This is a genomic window from Halorubrum trueperi, assembly GCF_042662525.1.
GTDB lineage: Archaea > Halobacteriota > Halobacteria > Halobacteriales > Haloferacaceae > Halorubrum > Halorubrum trueperi.
The window spans coordinates 117,067-135,630 of sequence record NZ_JBHSXI010000023.1 but is presented as its reverse complement, the minus strand read 5'-3'; the positions used below and the strand labels follow the sequence as shown (position 1 = coordinate 135,630).

General features: G+C 68.6%; 15 protein-coding genes. 8 read left to right on the top strand and 7 right to left on the bottom strand.

Annotation, left to right across the window (positions count from 1 at the left end):
• Positions 1–564: 564 nt before the first annotated feature.
• Together ACFQEY_RS15860 and menD are read right to left on the bottom strand one after the other, a co-directional pair.
• The gene (locus ACFQEY_RS15860; RefSeq protein ID WP_379770443.1) at positions 565–1,317 is read right to left on the bottom strand and encodes a DUF2797 domain-containing protein; all 753 of its coding nucleotides are present in this window, start codon (positions 1,315–1,317) and stop codon (positions 565–567) included.
• 59 nt (positions 1,318–1,376) lie between these two features.
• Positions 1,377–3,374 carry a 2-succinyl-5-enolpyruvyl-6-hydroxy-3-cyclohexene-1-carboxylic-acid synthase gene (gene menD, locus ACFQEY_RS15855; protein ID WP_379770945.1) on the bottom strand — a complete coding sequence of 666 codons (1,998 nt, stop codon included), beginning with the start codon at positions 3,372–3,374 and terminating at the stop codon, positions 1,377–1,379.
• 193 nt (positions 3,375–3,567) lie between these two features.
• Between menD and ACFQEY_RS15850 the strand changes: the two genes are divergently transcribed.
• Positions 3,568–4,290 carry a nucleotide exchange factor GrpE gene (locus ACFQEY_RS15850; RefSeq protein WP_379770441.1) on the top strand — a complete coding sequence of 241 codons (723 nt, stop codon included), beginning with the start codon at positions 3,568–3,570 and terminating at the stop codon, positions 4,288–4,290.
• A gap of 19 nt (positions 4,291–4,309) precedes the next feature.
• Here ACFQEY_RS15850 and surE read toward each other — a convergent pair whose 3' ends face one another.
• Positions 4,310–5,116, bottom strand: coding sequence for a 5'/3'-nucleotidase SurE (gene surE / locus ACFQEY_RS15845; protein WP_379770438.1), 807 nt, complete (start codon positions 5,114–5,116; stop codon positions 4,310–4,312).
• Positions 5,117–5,223: 107 nt separating this feature from the next.
• On the opposite strand from surE, the gene ACFQEY_RS15840 reads away from it, so the two are divergent.
• The gene (locus tag ACFQEY_RS15840) at positions 5,224–5,583 is read left to right on the top strand and encodes a DUF5798 family protein (RefSeq protein WP_379770436.1); all 360 of its coding nucleotides are present in this window, start codon (positions 5,224–5,226) and stop codon (positions 5,581–5,583) included.
• A gap of 15 nt (positions 5,584–5,598) precedes the next feature.
• Here the strand turns inward: ACFQEY_RS15840 and ACFQEY_RS15835 are convergent, their stop codons facing one another.
• Both ACFQEY_RS15835 and purD read right to left on the bottom strand, forming a co-directional pair.
• On the bottom strand, positions 5,599–6,294 hold the full coding sequence (locus ACFQEY_RS15835) for an acyltransferase (protein WP_379770943.1): 696 nt from the start codon (positions 6,292–6,294) through the stop codon (positions 5,599–5,601).
• 287 nt (positions 6,295–6,581) lie between these two features.
• Positions 6,582–7,955 carry a phosphoribosylamine--glycine ligase gene (gene purD, locus ACFQEY_RS15830; RefSeq protein WP_379770433.1) on the bottom strand — a complete coding sequence of 458 codons (1,374 nt, stop codon included), beginning with the start codon at positions 7,953–7,955 and terminating at the stop codon, positions 6,582–6,584.
• 148 nt (positions 7,956–8,103) lie between these two features.
• On the opposite strand from purD, the gene ACFQEY_RS15825 reads away from it, so the two are divergent.
• The 3 genes from ACFQEY_RS15825 (at position 8,104) to ACFQEY_RS15815 (ending at position 12,946) form a co-directional block, all read left to right on the top strand.
• On the top strand, positions 8,104–10,338 hold the full coding sequence (locus tag ACFQEY_RS15825; RefSeq protein ID WP_379770431.1) for a thioredoxin domain-containing protein: 2,235 nt from the start codon (positions 8,104–8,106) through the stop codon (positions 10,336–10,338).
• 71 nt (positions 10,339–10,409) lie between these two features.
• Positions 10,410–11,780, top strand: coding sequence for an HAD family hydrolase (locus ACFQEY_RS15820; protein WP_379770429.1), 1,371 nt, complete (start codon positions 10,410–10,412; stop codon positions 11,778–11,780).
• A gap of 41 nt (positions 11,781–11,821) precedes the next feature.
• Positions 11,822–12,946, top strand: a complete 1,125-nt coding sequence (locus ACFQEY_RS15815) for a geranylgeranyl reductase family protein (protein WP_379770426.1) — start codon at positions 11,822–11,824, stop codon at positions 12,944–12,946.
• A gap of 71 nt (positions 12,947–13,017) precedes the next feature.
• Here ACFQEY_RS15815 and ACFQEY_RS15810 read toward each other — a convergent pair whose 3' ends face one another.
• Positions 13,018–13,512, bottom strand: a complete 495-nt coding sequence (locus ACFQEY_RS15810) for a TRAM domain-containing protein (RefSeq protein ID WP_379770424.1) — start codon at positions 13,510–13,512, stop codon at positions 13,018–13,020.
• 128 nt (positions 13,513–13,640) lie between these two features.
• Here ACFQEY_RS15810 and ACFQEY_RS15805 point away from each other — a divergent pair, with 128 nt between their 5' ends.
• Entirely contained in the window at positions 13,641–14,873 is a 1,233-nt protein-coding gene (locus ACFQEY_RS15805; protein WP_379770422.1) for a mandelate racemase/muconate lactonizing enzyme family protein, read from the top strand.
• Positions 14,874–15,090: 217 nt separating this feature from the next.
• Here ACFQEY_RS15805 and ACFQEY_RS15800 read toward each other — a convergent pair whose 3' ends face one another.
• Complete coding sequence (locus tag ACFQEY_RS15800; RefSeq protein WP_379770420.1) at positions 15,091–16,008, bottom strand: PLP-dependent cysteine synthase family protein; 918 nt, start codon at positions 16,006–16,008, stop codon at positions 15,091–15,093.
• 167 nt (positions 16,009–16,175) lie between these two features.
• Between ACFQEY_RS15800 and ACFQEY_RS15795 the strand changes: the two genes are divergently transcribed.
• Positions 16,176–16,556, top strand: coding sequence for a TlpA family protein disulfide reductase (locus ACFQEY_RS15795; RefSeq protein ID WP_379770417.1), 381 nt, complete (start codon positions 16,176–16,178; stop codon positions 16,554–16,556).
• A 277-nt stretch (positions 16,557–16,833) separates the two neighbouring features.
• A complete protein-coding gene (locus ACFQEY_RS15790; RefSeq protein ID WP_379770415.1) occupies positions 16,834–18,495 on the top strand; it encodes a tryptophan--tRNA ligase in 1,662 nt (553 codons plus the stop codon).
• The last annotated feature ends 69 nt before the right edge of the window (positions 18,496–18,564 follow it).

Genomic DNA, 18,564 nt, shown 5'->3' with positions numbered 1-18,564 from the left:
AAGTGGTGTTGCTGGAGGCTGTGTATCTATCGTTGTTGGCACGGTGAATCGCTGTGTTTCTGGCGGTGATAGTTTATAAGTGGTTGCTAGCGTGGTGAACACTTACAAAGCCCCAGCCGCGAGGAGTCGATGCGCTCGCTCCTGCGGTCCTTAACGTCGCGCGTCTTCCTCCTCGCGCCTGCCCCTTTGAGTCCCACCCCGCACCACACCGCACCGCACCTCACACCTCCCCAACCTCGCCGCTCGCTCCGCTCGCGGCGTCCCTCGCGGACTCCTCGCGCCCTGCGGACGCTCGGAGGCGCGCCACCGTACAGCACCGCTCTTTATTTATAATCAGTCGTCGCCGTCACGCTCACCTGTTTAAATACCACGTCGACGGCGGCGGTCCGCAATACCCACTCCAGAAATCGCTCGCCGCCGTTCCTGTATTGACAGCAGCCAGGTCGGAATGGATCGGTTATGGGTGATTTCACCAGAACCGTTTCGTTGAGAATTACCTCTTCGAGAACGATTCCACTGAACGCGCCCGACGATCGGCGGCCGACGATCGATCGTCGACGCCGGTTAGCCGCCGAACGCGCCCAGACTCGACTGGAGCTCGCGCTCGGGAACGTCGTCGGTCAGCTCGTAGCCGACCAGATCGCGGGCGTCGACGGCGTACGTCGAGCCGCCGCGGTCCACCACCAGCACGCGCCCCTTCCACCCACGAACCGTGCCGGCGGCCATCGTCTCGGCGACGGGGCGCTCGTCGAGGTCGAGCCCGTAGTCGAACGCGAAGCGCTCGATGGGGTCGAACCGGTCGAGCAGTTCCTCCCACGCCGCCTCGTCGACGTCGCGACCGAACCCCGCGAGCTTGGTCGGGACACGTACCCGGTCGACGAGGTCGTCCTGACCGGCCAGTTCCGCCTCGAACTCCCGAGCGATCCGGCCGTCCGGGAACGTGCGGACGTGAGCCGCCCGGTCCGCCCCCTGTTCGCGGAGCCGTGTCTCCAGCCGCCAGAGTCGGGTGACGCCCACCTTCAGCACGTCCGGGGCGAACGCGGCGATGTACATCGCGTGCTCCTCGTGACAGTCCATCTCGTCTTTCAGGCACGTTCCCGTACAGCGGGCACACACCCAGACGCTTCCGTGCGCGTCGCAGTAGGGCGCGTCGGCGTCGTCGCACGCGACGTGTTCGCCGTCGTGGACGGTCCCCGCACAGCGACGCTCGCCCAGCCCGAAGGCGATCTCGGTTCCGGCGGTCGCGTCCACGAACTCGACCGAGCCGCCGCTGGCGACGTAGAGCCCCTCGCCCGTCTCGTAGCCGACGACCTGCACGCATTCCCGTAGGGGGACTCCCGACTTAGGCGCGTCGGCGGTCGGCGAGGGCCACCGACTCACTCCGTTTCGTTGCCGTGGACCGCGCGCTCGACCGCCGCTTCGAGGCGTTCGCGGGTCCGATGGCTCGCCTCCGCGTCGGTCCGAACTTCGATCAGGTGGGAGCCGTCGGCGTTGCGGGCGCGTTCGAACGCGCCGGCGAGATCGTCGGCAACATCGTCGACATCGGTCGCAGCGTTCTCCGCGGCCGGCTCTCTCTCCTCCGCGGCCGGCTTCCCACGCTCCGCTGCCCGCGCGTCGATCCGGGCGTACCGCAGTCCGTGGAGGTTCGCCAGCGGCTCGAATTTGATTCCGTGGGGGGTCTTGAACGCGTCCGTGAACGTCGGCTCGAACGACTCGATCGGGAGCGCGTGGAAGATCCCGCCTCCGTCGTTGTTGATCAGGACGACGGTCACGTCGACGTCGCAGCGGTCGATCGCGAGGAGACCGTTCGCGTCGTGGTACAGCGAGAGGTCGCCGACGACGAGCGTGAGGTCGTCCGTCGTCGCCGAGCCCGCCCCGAGGGCGCTGGAGACGATCCCGTCGATCCCGGAGACCCCGCGGTTGCCGAGGGCGGTGACGCTCGTCGTACTCGGGCCGACGAACCGGTCGAGGTCGCGTACGGGCATGGAGTTCGAGACGAAAAGCGTTGCCGGGTCGGGGAGCGCGCCGGCGACGACTCGGAGGACGTCGCCCTCGTGGAACGGAACGGGCTCGTCATCGTTTGTCGCCCCGTCCTCGTTTGTCGTCCCGTTCCCGTTCGACGCCTCGTTCCCGTTCGACGCCCCGTCCTCGTTTGTCGTCCCGTTCCCGTTCGACCCCTCACTCACGTCGCCGGCGTCGCCCTCGCGCCCGTGAATCGCCCGAGCCGCCCGGTCTGCGTTCTCCCACTGCGCGCGCCAGTCCGGATCTCCTCCGCCGCCGCCGACGCTCCGAGAGAGACGCGCGCAGAGGCGGCTCGGCTCGGCGACGATGAGGTCTGTCGCGGTGAACTCCGCCTCGCGCCAGCGGCCCGCCGGATCGACCTGGTACTGGTCGGCACCCGTGCCGGCGAGGTACTTTCGGAGGTGCTTCGAGGTGGGTGACGCGCCGAGCCGGAGGACGAGGTCGGGGTCGCTCCAGTCGGCGGCCGACTCCGAATCGCCGGCGACCGCCTCCGACAGGTACGCGTCGTACGAGCCGATCACGGGCGCGACCCGAGTGTGGCCGCCGAATCGGACGCCGGAGAGCGGGTCCGCGAGGATGGGAAAGTCGGTCGCGTGCGACAGCGCGGTGACTGCCTCGGCGTCGAGCCCCGGCGGATCCGCCGGACCGGCGACGATCAGCCCGCGTTCGGCCTCGGACAGATCCCTCGCGAGCCGCCGTAGCTCGTCGTCTCCAGGCTCCGGCGCTCCCCGCGTCACGTCGACGTAGGGGCCGTCACGTCCAGCCTCCGCGACGGGATCGAGGTCGGCCGGCACGTCGCCTGCAACCCGCGTCGGCTCCAGAGGCTTTTTGAATGGAACGTTCAGGTGGACCGGCCCCGGATCCGCTCCCGCCGCGACTGCGACGGCCCTGGCGACGGTGGTTCGCAGCGAGCGGAGCGCGCGGCCGTTCGGCGCGGGCTCGGGGAGGTCCTTATAAAAGCGGACGGCGTCTCCGTACAGCTTCTCCTGGTCGGCGGTCTGATTCGCGCCCGAATCGCGGAGTTCCGGCGGGCGGTCGGCGGTGAGCGCCAACAGTGGAACGCGACCGTTGTCCGCCTCCATCACGGCCGGATAGTAGTTCGCGGCGGCGGTGCCGGAGGTGCAGATCAGCGGCGTCACCTCTCCCGTCCGCCGCGCGCGACCGAGCGCGAAGTAGGCGGCCGAGCGCTCGTCCAACTGCGAGAAGACGCGGAGGTCGTCGTGTCGAACGGCGGCCACCGTCAACGGCGTCGAGCGACTTCCCGGCGAGACGACGACGGCGTCGACGCCCGCGGCGACGAGCTCGTCCACGAGGGCGCGCGCCCACAGCGCGTTCCGGTTCGGCGCGGTCATTGCTCCCGCTTTGGGGTCACGATTTAAATACTCCCACGGGTCGGCGTCGCCGCGAACGCCGATCGGCGGGTCCGTTCGGCGATCCGTCCAGCGGTCCGTTTGGCGGATCGGTCGCGGCTCGGCGAAGCGATAGCCGCTCCGCTCGCCGTTCCGTTCTGCAACGCTTATGCCCGCCGACCGACTTCGATCGGACATGAGCGACGACGACGCCGTCGACGTCGAGGTCGAGTCCCCGGACGATACCGAGGCCGACGCGTCCGCGGCGAGAACGAACGGCACGGCGGCGACCGCCGAGCGGGTCGCGACGGAAGCCGAAGGCGAGGTCGAAGACGAGCCCGAAAACGAAGCCCCCGCTGCGGCCGACGACGACTCAGTCGCCAACGTCGACTCCGTCGCCGACGCGGTCGCCGAGCACGACGAGGCCCTCGCGGCGGAGGTCGAGGCGCTGGAGGACGAGCTCGACGAGACGCGAGAGGAGCTTCTGGAGAAGGAAGCCGAGGTCGAGGAGCTGACGAGCAAGCTCGCGCGCGTCCGCGCCGACTTCAGCAACTACAAGCAGCGCGCGAAACGGAAGCAGGAGGAGATCCGCGAGCGCGCCTCCGAGTCGCTCGTCGAGCGGATCACCCCGGTGAGGAACGATCTGCTGCGCGCGCTCGACCAAGACGAGGGGAGCGACCTCCGTCCGGGCGTCGAGTCGACGCTGGAGAAGTTCGACGAGGTGCTCGCCGACGAGGGCGTCGAGCCGATCGACCCCGATCCCGGAGACGAGGTCGACCCCGGCCGCCACCAAGTGATGCTCCGCGTGGAGAGCGACCAACCCGACGGGACGGTCCACGAGGTGTACGAACCCGGATACGAGATGGGTGACCGCGTGGTCAGCGAGGCCAAGGTGACGGTCAGCGCCGACGAGGAGTAGCGAAGCGATCGGGGGACCGTTAGTCGGCGTTCGCGTACGCCTCCACCAGGTCGTCGAGTCCGGCGTTCGGTTCCGCGGCGTGGGGCACGGACAGGGGTGAGACCGATACCTCGCCGTCGACGACCGCCCGGCGATCGGTCCCGACCGGATCGGGGACGTCGGTCGCGTTCATCCGCCCCCAGATCGGGTCGGAGAAAGCGACGCGCCCGTCGCCGTTCCGCACGGCTTCCATCCCGTACCACTCCGAGGGCGCGGTGACGCGCATCGGCGCGCGGTCACACCGGACCTCGGCTCCGTCGACCGCAATCGGGGCGTTGACGTTGAGGTAGTCGACGCGATCGAACACCTCTGCGTCGTCGGCAGCCTCGACGAGGAACCGCGTCGCGCGGGTCGCTTCGGCGAACTCCGCCGGCTTCAGCTCCCGCTTCCACCAGTCTTCGCCGCCCGGAACGTACATCGAGGTCGCCACCGCGGGCACGTCGAAGAAGGCTGCCTCGACGGCCGCCGAAACGGTGCCGGACCGTCCGAGCGTGTACGCGCCGAGGTTCGCCCCCTCGTTACAGCCCGCGACGACCGCGTCGGCGTCCGGAACAAGTTCGCCGAGCCCGGCGACCACGCAGTCGACCGGCGTTCCGTCGACAGCGTACCCGAACTGGTGCTCGCGGACGTCGACCTCGTCGGACAGTGTCCGGCCGGTCGACGACTGGTCGCCGATCGGCGCGACGGCCACCACCTCGTAGTCGTCCGCGAGCGCCTCGTACATGGCGCGGAGTCCGACGGCGTCGACGCCGTCGTCGTTCGTCAACAGGATCCGCTCGACGCTCATACGGTCCCGTCGGGCGGTTCGGCCAAAAGTCCACCGTCGTCAGCGCGGGTGTCGGCCGACCGCGACGAACGGAAAGGCACACGTATCGCGGGGACCATCGACCCGGTATGGGATTCGGCGACACGGCCAAGAAGATCCAGACGCTCGCCGACAGGGCGGAGCGCACGTACCAGAAGATCAACGAACTCCGCGACGAGGTCGAGGAGACTCAGACGACGGTCATCGACACCTCGGACCGCGTGCAGGCGCTCGAAAACGAGATGGCCGAACAGCGGGCCGTCCTCGACGCCGTCGCTTGCGAGGTCGGCGTCGACCTGGAGAGCGTGAGCACCGAGGCGCACATCACTGACGCGGAGGAGGCGGCCGCGGCCGCTGACGACGGGGGAAGCGGGGGGGAGGAGCCCGCTGCGGGCGGTGAAAGCGGAAGCGAAAGCGACGGTGCGCCGACCGACGACGACGAACGCTGAATCCGATCCGGTTCGTCAGTCGTCGTCCGCTTCGCTCTGCTCGTTCTCACCACTCGCATCGTTCTCACCACTCGCATCGTTCTCACCACTCGCATCGTTCTCACCACTCGCATCGTTCTCACCACGCGCGATACGTTCCGTGCTCACCCCGCTCGCCCGCGAGACGACCTCGGCCGGCACGCCGGCGACGGTCGTCCCGGGCGGGACGTTTTCGGCGACGAGGGAGTTGGCGGCGACGCGGGCCCCTTCCCCGATCGTGACGCCCGGAAGGACGATCGCTCCCGCCCCGATCATTGCTCCGGCCTCGACGACCACGTCGCCGAGGCGGTACTCGTCGCGGAGGAACTCGTGACACAGCAGCGTGGCGTCGTAGCCGACGATGGCGTCGTCGCCGACCACGATCCGCTCGGGCCAGAACGCGTCGGGGGTCGACTCCAACCCCCACGCGACCCCGGCACCGACGGTCACGCCGATCCGGCGCAACAGCCAGTTCTTGAGCCGGAGACTCGGGCAGATCCGCGCGAGCACGATCACGGCGTAGTTGCGGACGACGGTCGGCGGCGATTTCGCGTCCGGCCACGACCACAGCGAGTTGTGCGGTCCGCTCGTCGGATGCCGCTCCAGCCGGTCGACGCGAGAGTCGTCGGGACTCTCGTTACCGTCCGCGTACTCTGTCGCGTCCGCCGCCGCGCCGTCGTCCTCGTGAGTCACGAGCGGACGTTCGGACGGCATATATAAAAGGTTCGCCGACGCTCTCAGTGAGACAGGCGCGAAATCGACGTTCGACATCGGACTCGACGTGAGGGTTCAAACCGGATGCCGCGACCAGTGCACCCACGACCTGACGAGGGCCCACGGCCGGCCGAGGCGGGTGCGCGGTCGACCGCCGTGCGGACGCGATCGATGACCGCCTGTTCGCCATTCGGTATCGACAGCTGTGGGTTCGCCGCGTCGGCGTCAGTGACTCTGTGCCGACGGTGAGCAGTCTCGAGACCACCTCATTCTCGGAGTTCGTTCATATGCTCGATCCGACGCTCGACGAGGTCGGCGGTACCGATGTCGTGGCGGATCCGGACGCGGTCGCCGGCGGCCGCCAGCGCGTTTTCGGCTTCGGCCTCCGCGGCAGCGATGGAGTCGCCCAGACCGACGACCGCGAACGACCGCGAGGTCGTGGTGTAGAGCCCGTCGGCGCGCTCGTCGACGCTCGCGTAGTACAGGAGCGCGTCGCCGACGCTCTCCTCGTCGACCTCGATCTTCGCGCCCGCGTCGGGATCGGTCGGGTACCCCTCCGGAACCGCGTACTTGCAGACGGTGGCCTCGCCGGAGAAGGAGAGCTCGGGGAGTGCGTCGCCGGACTGCGTCCGGCTGTCACCGGGCGAAGCCTGGTTGCCCGAGGGACTGTGTCCCTCGCTGCCAGCGGCGCTGTGCGCCGCACTGTCGCCGTCGCGCGCGGCCGTCAGCACGTCGACGAAGGGCGTGTCGAGCATCGGCAGCGTGTTCATCGCCTCGGGGTCGCCGAACCGCGCGTTGAACTCGACGACCTTCGGGCCCGCGTCCGTGAGCATGAACTGCCCGTAGAGGACGCCCTTGTAGTCGGGGAGCGCGTCGACGACGGCCTCCAGTACGTCGACGGCGGCGTCGTAGTCGCCCTCGGCCATGAACGGCAGCGAGAGTCCGGTGTCCGTGTACGAGCCCATCCCGCCCGTGTTCGGCCCCTCGTCGCCCTCGTAGGCACGCTTGTGATCCTGCACCGCCGGCGTCGTCCGGATCTCGCCGTTCGCGACGAACGCCTGCACCGTGAACTCCTCTCCCACGAGGCGCTCTTCGAGCACGACGCGGTCGTAGTCGGAGTCCCGGAGGTACGCTTTGGCCTCCTCGGCGGTCACCTGGTCGCCGATCACCTTCACGCCCTTGCCGCCGGTGAGCCCGGCCGGCTTCACCGCGAGGTCGCCGTCGTATTCGTCTACGTGCGCGCAAGCGGCCTCGATGTCGTCGAACACCGCGTAGTCCGGACAGCCGGGGATCGACTCCTCGTCCATGAACTCACGCTGGTACGCCTTGTCCGTCTCCAGGCGCGCCTCCTCCGCTCGCGGGCCGAAGGCGTACACGCCGGCCTCGTCCAGCGCGTCCGCGACGCCCGCGGCGAGCGCGGACTCGGGTCCGATCACCGCGAGGTCCGCCCCGACCGCGGTCGCGTAGTCCGCGATCGCTCCGCCGTCCGTCTCCTCGATACTCTCGAACCCGTCCGCGAGCCGACGGATGCCCGGGTTTCGGTTGCTCGCACAGGCGTACAGCGCGCAGTCGTCGGCGACCGCGCGGGCGATCGCGTGCTCGCGTCCGCCGCCGCCGACGAGGAGTACGGTCTCCGTCATGATCGACGGATGACTGCACGGTAGTGTAAGCGTTACCCTCTGATGGAACGGAAATAGGCACGTTCGTGGACATCCGATTTCGACAGCTCGGGGGTACGCGCCGTCGCTCGTGTGACGGGTTTTTGGCTCGCCGGGGCGAACCGGGCGTATGTCACAGCCGACGGAGCGGAATCGCCTCGCGAGCGAGGCGAGCCCGTACCTCCAGCAGCACGCCGAAAACCCCGTCAATTGGCAGCCCTGGAGCGACGAGGCGTTCGAGCGCGCACGCGAGCATGACGTCCCGGTCTTCGTCTCGATCGGCTACTCATCGTGCCACTGGTGTCACGTGATGGCCGAGGAGAGCTTCGAGGACGAGTCGGTCGCGGCGGTGCTCAACGAGTCGTTCGTCTCGATCAAGGTCGATCGAGAGGAGCGCCCGGACGTCGACAGCGCCTTTATGACCGTCTCTCAGCTCGTCACCGGCGGCGGTGGCTGGCCGCTCTCGGCGTGGTGTACGCCCGAGGGGAAGCCGTTCTACGTCGGGACCTACTTCCCCCCGGAACCGCGTCGGAACCAGCCCGGATTCCGCGATCTCTGTGAACGGATCGCGGACTCGTGGGGGGACCCCGAGCAGCGCGAGGAGATGAAGCGGCGGGCCGAACAGTGGACGACGAGCGCGCGCGACGAGCTGGAATCGGCACCGACGCCGGACTCCGCGGGGGACTCGAACCCCCTCGGGGAGGTCCACCTCGAAGACGACCTCCTCGGCGAGGCCGCGGCCGCGGCGATCCGCGGCTACGACGACGAGTACGGCGGGTTCGGAAGCGGCGGCGCGAAGTTCCCGATGCCGGGACGGATCGACCTCTTGATGCGCGCGTACGCAAGGAACGGCCGAGACGCGGCGCTCACCGCCGCGACGGGCACGCTGGACGGGATGGCCGCCGGGGGGGTGTACGACCAGATCGGCGGGGGGTTCCACCGGTACGCGGTCGACCGACGGTGGACGGTGCCCCACTTCGAGAAGATGCTGTACGACAACGCGGAGCTCCCGATGGTCTACCTCGACGGCTACCGCCTCACCGGTGACCCGTCGTACGCCCGCGTCGCGAGCGAGTCGCTCGGCTTCGCCGACCGCGAGCTCCGCCACGAGGACGGTGGCTTCTTCAGCACGCTCGACGCGCGGAGCCGCTTTCCTGTGGGACGGGGGAAAGAGAGTAGCGGTCTCAGTGGGAACTCCGACGCGGAGACCGAAGCCGTCGAGGGGGCGTTCTACGTCTGGACGCCCGACGAGGTCGACGCCGTTCTCGACGAACCCGCGTCGTCGCTCGCGAAGGAGCGGTACGGGATCCGTTCGGGCGGCAACTTCGAACGCGGGACGACCGTCCCGACGGTGTCGGCGTCGGTCGCAGAGCTCGCCGACGAACGCGATCTGCCGGCCGACGAGATCCGCGAGATCCTGACCGAGGCCCGGGTCGCTCTCTTCGAGGCGCGCGAATCCCGGCCGCGCCCGGCTCGCGACGAGAAGGTACTCGCCTCGTGGAACGGCCGAGCGATCTCGGCGTTCGCGAGCGCGGGACGAACGCTCGGCGAGCCGTACGCCGAGATCGCGAGCGACGCGCTCGCGTTCTGCCGCGAGCGCCTGTACGACGAAGCGACCGGCGGCCTCGCGCGACGGTGGCTCGACGGCGACGTCCGCGGGCCGGGCTACCTCGACGACTACGCGTTCCTCGCGCGCGGCGCGCTCGACGTCTACGCGGCCACCGGAGACCCGGAACCGCTCGGGTTCGCGCTGGAGTTGGCCGAGTCGATCGTCGCAGAGTTCCACGACGCCGACGACGGAACCATCTACTTCACCCGGGAGCCGGAGGAAATCGCGAGTGATCATACCGGTGACGACGCCCTCTTCGCACGGCCACAGGAGTTCACCGACCGGTCGACGCCGTCGAGCCTCGGCGTGGCTGCTGAGACGCTGGCGCTCCTCGACGGGTTCCGGACGGATCGCCGGTTCGCCGAGGTCGCAGAGACGGTCGTGACGACCCACAGTGACCGGATCCGCGCGAGTCCGCTGGAGCACGTCTCGCTCGTCAGGGCGTCCGAACGCGTCGCGTCGGGCGGGATCGAGGTGACGATCGCCGCCGACGGGATTCCGGACGAGTGGCAGGAAACGCTCGGCGAGCGGTACCTCCCGGGCGCGCTCATCGCTCCTCGGCCGCCGACAGACGAGAAAGTGGGTGCGTGGCTCGACGACCTCGGACTGGACGAGACCCCGCCGATATGGGCCGGCCGGGATGTCGTCGACGGCGAGCCGACGGTCTACGTCTGCGAGGGGCGGACGTGTTCGCCGCCGGAGACCGACCTCGATTCGGCTCTGGAGTGGCTGGCGGCGCGGCGCGAGTCGGAGTAGGGATGCCGTGAGCGACCGCCACTCCGCCGCAAGCCGGCACGTTTTACGCACCTCGGGTCGGATGGACGCGCATGGAGCGGCACGATCTCCTCTATCGGTTGTACGACGAGTTCGACGTCGAGTCCCTGCGCGAGCACCAGTCGTTCGTGGACCTCTTTCCGCCGGTGGATTCGCGCGTGGCGCTGGAACACTGGGAGGACGCGAGCGACGAGCTCGACCTGCTGAAAGGCGAGATTCGGGAGGCGCTTCCGGCCGGCGGTACCTTCGCGGAGGTCGCGGCCCACGCCGATCGGGAGTCCGCGTTCACCGCGCTGGACCTGCACGCCAGGTACGGCCGTGCCGTGAACGCCCTAGTACTGGACGTCGACGAGACGCTGCGATCCGCCGGCGGAACCGACAACGAGATCCCCAGAGAGACGCTTCACGTGCTGACGACGCTCCACGAGTCCGGCGTGCCGATCGTAATCTGCACCGGCCAGACGTTGGAGAACGTGAAGGGGTTCATGATCCAGGGGCTCGGCAACGAGCTCGTCCACTCCGGCTCCTTTTCGATCGTCTACGAAGCCGGCAACGGCGTGTTCACGCCCGGTCACGGCTCCCGGACGAAGCGACTGCTCTACGAGGACCTCGACGATCCGGTTCGGAGCGTCTTCGACGACGTCCGATCGCGGGCGCTCCCAGAGGCACCCGAGAACGTCCGGCGCGGCTGTCACCTTCAGGGAAACGAGTTCAACGTCACGCTGAAGCCGAACTTCGAGACCGGCGGCGCGGACGCGGAGGCCGTTATCGACGACGGCCTCGTCCACCTGATCGACCTCCTCGGCGTGGTGGTCGCGAGGCGGGCCGCGGAGGCGGTCACCGAAGGGGCCGCGGAGGCGGTCGCCGGAGAGGATGGAGAGGAGTCCGACGCCGACACCGTCATCTCCCCCGATCGCAGCGCCGCGTTGGCGAGGGCTCACTACGCGGCGGCCGATCCCGAGATCCGGGAGGTGATCGAAGCGACCGCGGTCGATCGTGGTTCCGACTCCGAGGCAGCAGCCGACGGAGTCGACGCGCCGTCGGGCGCTGACGGGGTCGACGCCGCCGACGTCCCGGAGCCGATCGCGACGCTGTTCGATCGGATAGACGTCGGCTACTACCGCGGCGACGCCGCGGAGATCAGCTCGCTGGAACTGGACAAGGTCGCCGGCGTCGAGGCGGCGCTCGACGTGCTCGGCGTCCGAAATCCGTTCCTGCTGGTGATGGGCGACAGCAAGTCAGACCTTCGGGTGATGGAGTGGATCGCCGAACACGATACGGGCATCGCGGCGGCCCCGGAACACGCATCGGCGGACGTGCTCTCGCACGTGCTCGACCACGACGAGCTGGTGTTCGACCGCGGCGCGTCGGCCGGTATGCTGCGAACCGCGTACGTCCTCAACCTGCTCGCGCGGCTGGACTGAGCCTCGTCGCAGTTATGTGCCTTCGTCACGACCTTCCGGCCATGCACGATTTCGTCGTCGTGGGGGCGGGTCCACCGGGATCGCGGTTCGCCCGGCGGGCGGCCGCGGCCGGTCGCGACGTCGTCGTTCTCGAGAAGGGCACGATCGGCGAGCCGCTGGCCTGCTCCGGGCACGTCTCTGACGACATCTGGGCGTACGTCCCCGACGACGCCCGGGAGCGGCTCCTCCAGAACCGCGTCTACGGCGCGCGATTTCACGTCGGCGGGCCGGACTCGACGCCGTATCCGTTTTATAAGAGAGACCCCGTGTCGAACGTGATCGACCGCGTCGAGCTCGACCGGACGCTCGCCGATGCGGCCCGCGCCGCCGGCGCGGACGTGCGGGAGGGACACACGGTCGTCGCCGTCGAGGAGCGCGACGACCGCGTCGTCGTCGAGGCAAGCGTTGCCGGCGACGGGGGGTCGGTCGGGGACGGAGCCGGCACCGAGCGCTTCGAGGCGCGGATGATCGCTGGTTGCGACGGTCCGACCTCTCGCGTGCGGCGATCGCTCGATCTCCCCGAACCGGAGGAACTGCTCCACGGCGTGCTCGCGTTCGACGACGCGCCAGACGACGGGGACATGGTCGACGTCCACCTCACGGCACCGACGTTCTTCGCGTGGCGAATCCCCAGAGGCGAGGCGGGCGTGGAGTACGGGCTCGCCGCGCCGCCCGGCGACGACGTTTCCGAAATGTTCGACCGACTCACCGACGGGTACGACGTGACCACCGACCGGTTCTGTTCCGGGGCGATCCCGATCGGTCCACCGGACCGGGTGACTACCGATCGCGCGTTCCTGATCGGCGACGCCGCCGCGCAGACGAAACCGTTCACCGGCGGCGGGATCTGCTACGGGATGACCGCTGCAGACGCGGCCGCTGCCGTCATCGACCCGGCGGACCCGTCGACGCTCGCGGAGTACGAGTCGAGGTGGCGGGACGCGATCGGGACGGAGATCCGTCTCGGAAGCGCGATCCGACGGTGCTACTCGCTACCGGAGCCGATCCAGCGGTTCGGGTTACGGGCGCTGTCGGGCGAGATCGGCGTCCACATGGACCGGCCGACATCGTTCTTCTCGCCGGCACACCTCCGGCGACAGTTTTCGCGGAGCGATCCCCCGGAGTGACCCCCCGGAGCGATCCCTCGGAGTGACCCCCCGGAGCGACCGAGGCGGCGGCAGATCCCGAACGTCGAACCCTACTCTTCGATGACGTCCGCGAACGAGACGTTCTCGCGGACGCTCGTGATCTCCACGGTCGGCTCGTCACCCGGTTCCGAGTCGGGGACGATGACGACGTAGCCGCGCTCGATCTTCGCGATCCCGTCGCCCTTGTCGCCGAGCGTCTCGATCGTCACCTCGCGAACGTCGCCCTCGGAGACCGGGGGACCGGAGGGCGCGGCGTCGGCCGGCGAGGCCGACACCGACGCGGATCCGCTCCCTCCCCTGCTCCCAGCGCCGTTACCGGCGACTGCACGAGCGTGGGACTGATCCCCGGATCCCGCCGTCGCAGACGCCTGCGCGTCTTGCGTCTCGTCGGTCTTGCGCCGTATCAGCGCGACTCGGTACGACTCGTCGCTGTCGACCGTGCCGTGTTCGATCTCAGAGGCGGGAACGGTGACGACGTGTTCGTCGTCGCGCTCCTCGACCTCTCCGGTGAACAGACACGCGAGCGAATCGGTGATTTCGACCATAACCGGTATTGCGGACACGCCATTGAAAAGCTCCCTATTCCCGCACGACCGATGCGGTCCGTATTCGCCGCGGACCTGGTCCGTTTCCAAACATAAACGTTTACCCTGTTTCGAATGAATCGTCGAACATGAGTCGAAACTACGAGTCGCTTCACGACCCGAACGCGGAGTACACGATGCGGGAACTCTCCGCGGAGACGATGGGTGCGACTGGCTCGCGCGGCGGCGATCGGGACGTCGAGATCACGGACGTCCAGACGACGATGGTGGACGGGAACTTCCCGTGGACGCTCGTCCGCGTGTACACCGACGCGGGCGTCGTCGGCACCGGCGAGGCGTACTGGGGGGCCGGCGTGCCCGAGCTGATCGAGCGAATGAAGCCGTTCGTCATCGGCGAGAACCCGCTCGACATCGATCGGTTGTACGAGCACCTCATCCAGAAGATGTCCGGCGAGGGGTCCGTCGAGGGCGTCACCGTCACCGCGATCTCCGGGATCGAGGTCGCCCTTCACGACCTCGCCGGCAAGGTCCTCGACGTTCCCGCGTACCAGTTACTCGGCGGGAAGTACCGCGACCGAATGCGGGTCTACTGCGACTGTCACACCGAGGAGGAGGCCGATCCCGAGGCGTGCGCCGACGAGGCCGAGCGCGTCGTCGACGAACTCGGGTACGACGCCCTGAAGTTCGACCTCGACGTTCCCTCCGGCTTCGAGAAGGACCGCGCGAACCGTCACCTCCGTCCCGGTGAGATCCGTCACAAGGCGGAGATCGTCGAGAGAGTCACGGAGCGCGTGAAAGACAAAGCCGACGTCGCGTTCGACTGCCACTGGACGTTCTCGGGCGGCTCCGCGAAGCGCCTCGCGGACGCCATCGAGGAGTACGACGTGTGGTGGCTCGAAGATCCCGTGCCGCCGGAGAACCTCGAGGTGCAGGAGGAGGTCACGAAGAGCACGACCACGTCGATCGCGGTCGGCGAGAACCGGTACCGCGTCACTGAGCTTCGCCGGCTCATCGAGAACCAAGCGGTCGACATCGTCGCGCCCGACCTGCCGAAGGTCGGCGGAATGCGCGAAACCCGGAAGATCGCGGACGTCGCGAACCAGTACTACGTCCCGGTCGCTATGCACAACGTCGCGTCCCCGATCGCGACGATGGCGGCGACCCACGTCGGCGCGGCGATCCCGAACTCGCTGGCGATCGAGTACCACTCCTACGAGCTCGGCTGGTGGGAGGACCTCGTCGAGGAAGACGTCATCGAGGACGGCTACATCGCGGTCCCGGAGAAGCCGGGACTCGGCGTCACGCTCGACATGGACGTCGTCGAGGAGCACATGGTCGACGGCGAGGAGTTGTTCGACTGAGCGGAGCGAAGTCGTACTGGATAGACGAGCGCAGCGAGTCTATCGGTGTTCGACGAGGCGTAAGCCGAAGTCGAGCTCGAAAGTCAGATATTTTCGGTGTTCGACTGAGCGGAGCGAAGTCGTACTGGATAGACGAGCGCAGCGAGTCTATCGGTGTTCGACGAGGCGTAAGCCGAAGTCGAGCGCGAAAATCAGCCATCTCTGGTGCCCTCCGCACTCACTCGTCGAACGTGCCCGCGGAGAGATACCGCTCGCCGCTGTCCCAGAATACGGTGACCACCAGGGGTTCGTCGCCGGCGAACTCGCCCGACTCTCTGAGCTCGGCGGCGGCGTGCTTCGCGGCGAGGTTCGATGCCCCAGAGGATTGTCCGACGAGGATCCCTTCCTCGCGCGCGAGACGGCGGCACTCGGCCTCCGCCTCCTCGATGTCGACCGTCTGGACGCCGTCGATGAGGCTCGTGTCGAGATTCGGCGAGACGAATCCGGGGCCCATTCCCTGGAACTCGTCGACGCCGGGGTCACCGCCGGAGAGGACGGCGTTGTCGCTGGGCTCGACCGCGTCGATACGAACGTCGGGGAACGCCTCGCGGAGCCGCCGCCCGATTCCGGTGAGAGTGCCGCCGGTGCCGACGCCGGCGACGACCGCGTCGACGGTGCGGTCGCCGACCTGTTCGAGGATCTCAGAAGCGGTCGTCTCGTAGTGAGCGCGGGGATTCGCGGGGTTCTCGAACTGACGGAGCTGGACGAGCCCGTCCTCGCGTTCGAGTTCGTCGGCCCGGTCCTTCGCGGCGGAGATGTCGCCGTCGACGAGCTCGACGGTCGCGCCGTACGCGCGCATGAGCCGCCGGCGCTCGATCGACTTCCCGTCGGGCATGACGAGCGTCACGTCGTACCCCTTCACCGCGCCGACCACTGCCAGCCCGATCCCCGTATTGCCGGAGGTTGGCTCGACGAGCCCGTCGCCGGGTTCCAGCTCGCCGGCCTTCTCGGCCGCTTCGACCATGTACAGTGCCGGTCGATCCTTCGCGGAGCCGCCCGGATTGCGCGACTCGATCTTCGCTGCAACCGTCGTCTCCGGCGGCGAGTCGACGCGTACGAGCGGCGAACCGAGCACGTCCAGAACGTCGTCGTCCATTAGCCAGACGAAGGAGACCGGCACTCAAATGCCCGACGGACTGCGGCAACCGCTGCGGGTGGCGGTTCGTCGCACGCTGCGTTGCCACGGACGCGGCGTGTTATCTCCGGCACGTCGACGTTGCCACCGACGGACCGTTTACAAGCGTCGACGACGTACGACCGTTCATGACGCTCGAAACGCTCTCGCCCGGCCCCGACGCCGATAGCGACGCGGTCGACGACGCGGTGCTGGACGCGCTGGAGGCTGACGACTACCGATTCAAGGTGTGGGGCGGCGACTGGTGCGGCGACTGCCAGCGACAGCTCCCCGCGTTCGGGGCGGCGCTGGCCGCAGCGGGAGTCCCCGACGATCGAATCGCGGACTACCCGGTCACCAAGGGCCCCGACGGGAAGGAGGGACCGCTTGTTGACGAGTACGAGATCGACCGCATCCCGACGGTCGTCGTCGAGGACGCCGACGGCGAGGAGGTCGCTCGCTTCGTCGAGGAGGCCGACGTCTCGATCGCGGAGGCACTCGCCCGCCAGCTCGCCGACGTCCCAGCGTAACGCCGCCATCCCCGCGTAACGCCGCCATCGAGATCCCTGCGTGACGCCGCCATCCCCGCGTAACGCCGCCATCGAGATCCCTGCGTGACGCCGACATCGACGTAACTGATTCAAAACAAAGCGTGAGCGCGTGGACGTCCGAATCGACGCCCGAATTCGACGCCCGAATCGGACGCCGGGGGCGCGACACCGCAATTAGCTCATCGCGGAGCGGAGCCCGTGCCAACCGCTCCCGCGCAAGCGAACGGTTTTTGCGTCGACCGACGGGAGGGAACGTATGAACGAGGACATCCCTGACGAAACGGGGCCGTCGGACGCGGAGGCGGGAGACTCTCCGGACGGGACCGGCGGCACCGGGCGTGCCGACGGCGGGACGAAAGGCGCGGACGGAGCGACCGAGGACGTCGCGCTCGATCCGTGGGGGTCGGCGTCGGTCGGCGATTACGCGGACCTCTTCGAGGAGTTCGGCATCGAGGCGTTCGACGACGTCGTCGGCGACGTGGCCGACCCCCACTACCTGATGCGCCGCGGCGTCATCTTCGGGCACCGCGAGTACGACGCTGTCGCCGAGGCGATGGCGAACGGCGAGCCGTTCGCGGCGCTGTCGGGGTTCATGCCCACCGGCGATCCGCACATCGGTCACAAGCTCGTCTTCGACGAGATCATCTGGCACCAAGCGCAGGGCGGTGACGCGTTCGGGTTGATCGCCGACCTCGAGGCCCACTCCGCGCGGGGGATGTCGTGGGACGCGATCGACGAGCACGCGCGGAACTACCTCCTGTCCCTCCTCGCGCTCGGATTCGACGCCGAAGAGGGCGAACTCTACCGCCAGTCCGACAACCGCGCGGTGCAGGACCTCGGCTTCGAGCTCGGCTCGAAGGCGAACTTCTCGGAGTTCGAGGCGATTTACGGCTTCGACGGCGAGACGAACATCTCGCACATGCAGAGCGTGATCACCCAGACCGCGGACATCCTCTACCCGCAGCTCGTCGACGAGCCGAAGCCCACGGTGATCCCAGTCGGTCCGGATCAGGACCCGCACGTCCGGCTCACCCGCGACCTGGCGACCCGCGTGCGCTACTTCAAGGTGACCGACGCGTTCGCGAGCTTCGAGCTCGACGACGACGAACGACAGCTGGTGCGGGCCGCCTACGACGCGCTCGCACCGACCGCCGACGACCCGGAGACCGACGTGCGATGCGAGAATGCCGCCGAGTGGCTCAACGACTACGAGCCGCCCGAAATCGACTCGGAGACCGTCGACCTCGCTGCCGCCAAGTCGACCGCGCTCGACAAGCTCCGCGCGGGCGGGAAAGAACCCCTCCGGCCCCGCGTGCGCTTCTTCGACCGCAACGCCACCGAGGAGGCGTTCGAGGCGCTGATCGAGGCGGTCGACGGCGAGAAGCGCGTCTTCGAGGCTCACGTCGACGCCTTCGACCTCACCCGTGAGGAGGCCGAGTCGCTGGCGCGGGAGGTCGAAATCGACCACGACGGGTTCGGCTTCCGGCAGCCTTCCTCGATCTATCACCGCTTTATGACCGGGCTCACCGGCGGGAAGATGTCCTCGTCGGTCCCCGCCAGCCACATCTCGCTTCTGGACGACCCTCAGGACGGCTATGACAAGGTCCGGGCGGCGACCACGGGCGGGCGAGACACCGCGGAGGAGCAGCGCGAACTCGGCGGCGAGGCCGACGAGTGCCCCGTCTACGAACTGTACGCCTACCTGCTCGCGGGCGACGACGACGAGCTCACCAAGACCGTCTACTCCGAGTGCGTCAACGGCGAGCGCCTCTGTGGCGGCTGCAAGGAGCAGGCCGCGGAGCTGATGCGCGAGTTCCTCGAAGACCACCAGGAGAAGCGCGAGGAGGCCGAGGAACTGCTGGAGGACCTCGACATCGACCTCGACTCCGACCGGCGCGGGACGGGCGGCGAGCACTAGGTCGGCCGCGTCCTCGCGGACGACCGTTCTGTTTCGACGTTGGCTTTGTTTTGAGATCCCTTTCCTCAG

Bases quoted from the DNA above. Each gene is read 5' to 3' on its own strand.
- ACFQEY_RS15840 (WP_379770436.1), top strand. From the start codon at position 5,224: ATGGGATTCGGCGACACGGCCAAGAAGATCCAGACGCTCGCCGACAGG.
- ACFQEY_RS15850 (WP_379770441.1), top strand. From the start codon at position 3,568: ATGAGCGACGACGACGCCGTCGACGTCGAGGTCGAGTCCCCGGACGAT.
- purD (WP_379770433.1), bottom strand. From the start codon at position 7,955: ATGACGGAGACCGTACTCCTCGTCGGCGGCGGCGGACGCGAGCACGCG.
- menD (WP_379770945.1), bottom strand. From the start codon at position 3,374: ATGACCGCGCCGAACCGGAACGCGCTGTGGGCGCGCGCCCTCGTGGAC.
- ACFQEY_RS15810 (WP_379770424.1), bottom strand. From the start codon at position 13,512: ATGGTCGAAATCACCGATTCGCTCGCGTGTCTGTTCACCGGAGAGGTC.
- ACFQEY_RS15795 (WP_379770417.1), top strand. From the start codon at position 16,176: ATGACGCTCGAAACGCTCTCGCCCGGCCCCGACGCCGATAGCGACGCG.
- ACFQEY_RS15825 (WP_379770431.1), top strand. From the start codon at position 8,104: ATGTCACAGCCGACGGAGCGGAATCGCCTCGCGAGCGAGGCGAGCCCG.
- ACFQEY_RS15790 (WP_379770415.1), top strand. From the start codon at position 16,834: ATGAACGAGGACATCCCTGACGAAACGGGGCCGTCGGACGCGGAGGCG.
- ACFQEY_RS15805 (WP_379770422.1), top strand. From the start codon at position 13,641: ATGAGTCGAAACTACGAGTCGCTTCACGACCCGAACGCGGAGTACACG.
- ACFQEY_RS15820 (WP_379770429.1), top strand. From the start codon at position 10,410: ATGGAGCGGCACGATCTCCTCTATCGGTTGTACGACGAGTTCGACGTC.
- surE (WP_379770438.1), bottom strand. From the start codon at position 5,116: ATGAGCGTCGAGCGGATCCTGTTGACGAACGACGACGGCGTCGACGCC.
- ACFQEY_RS15800 (WP_379770420.1), bottom strand. From the start codon at position 16,008: ATGGACGACGACGTTCTGGACGTGCTCGGTTCGCCGCTCGTACGCGTC.
- ACFQEY_RS15815 (WP_379770426.1), top strand. From the start codon at position 11,822: ATGCACGATTTCGTCGTCGTGGGGGCGGGTCCACCGGGATCGCGGTTC.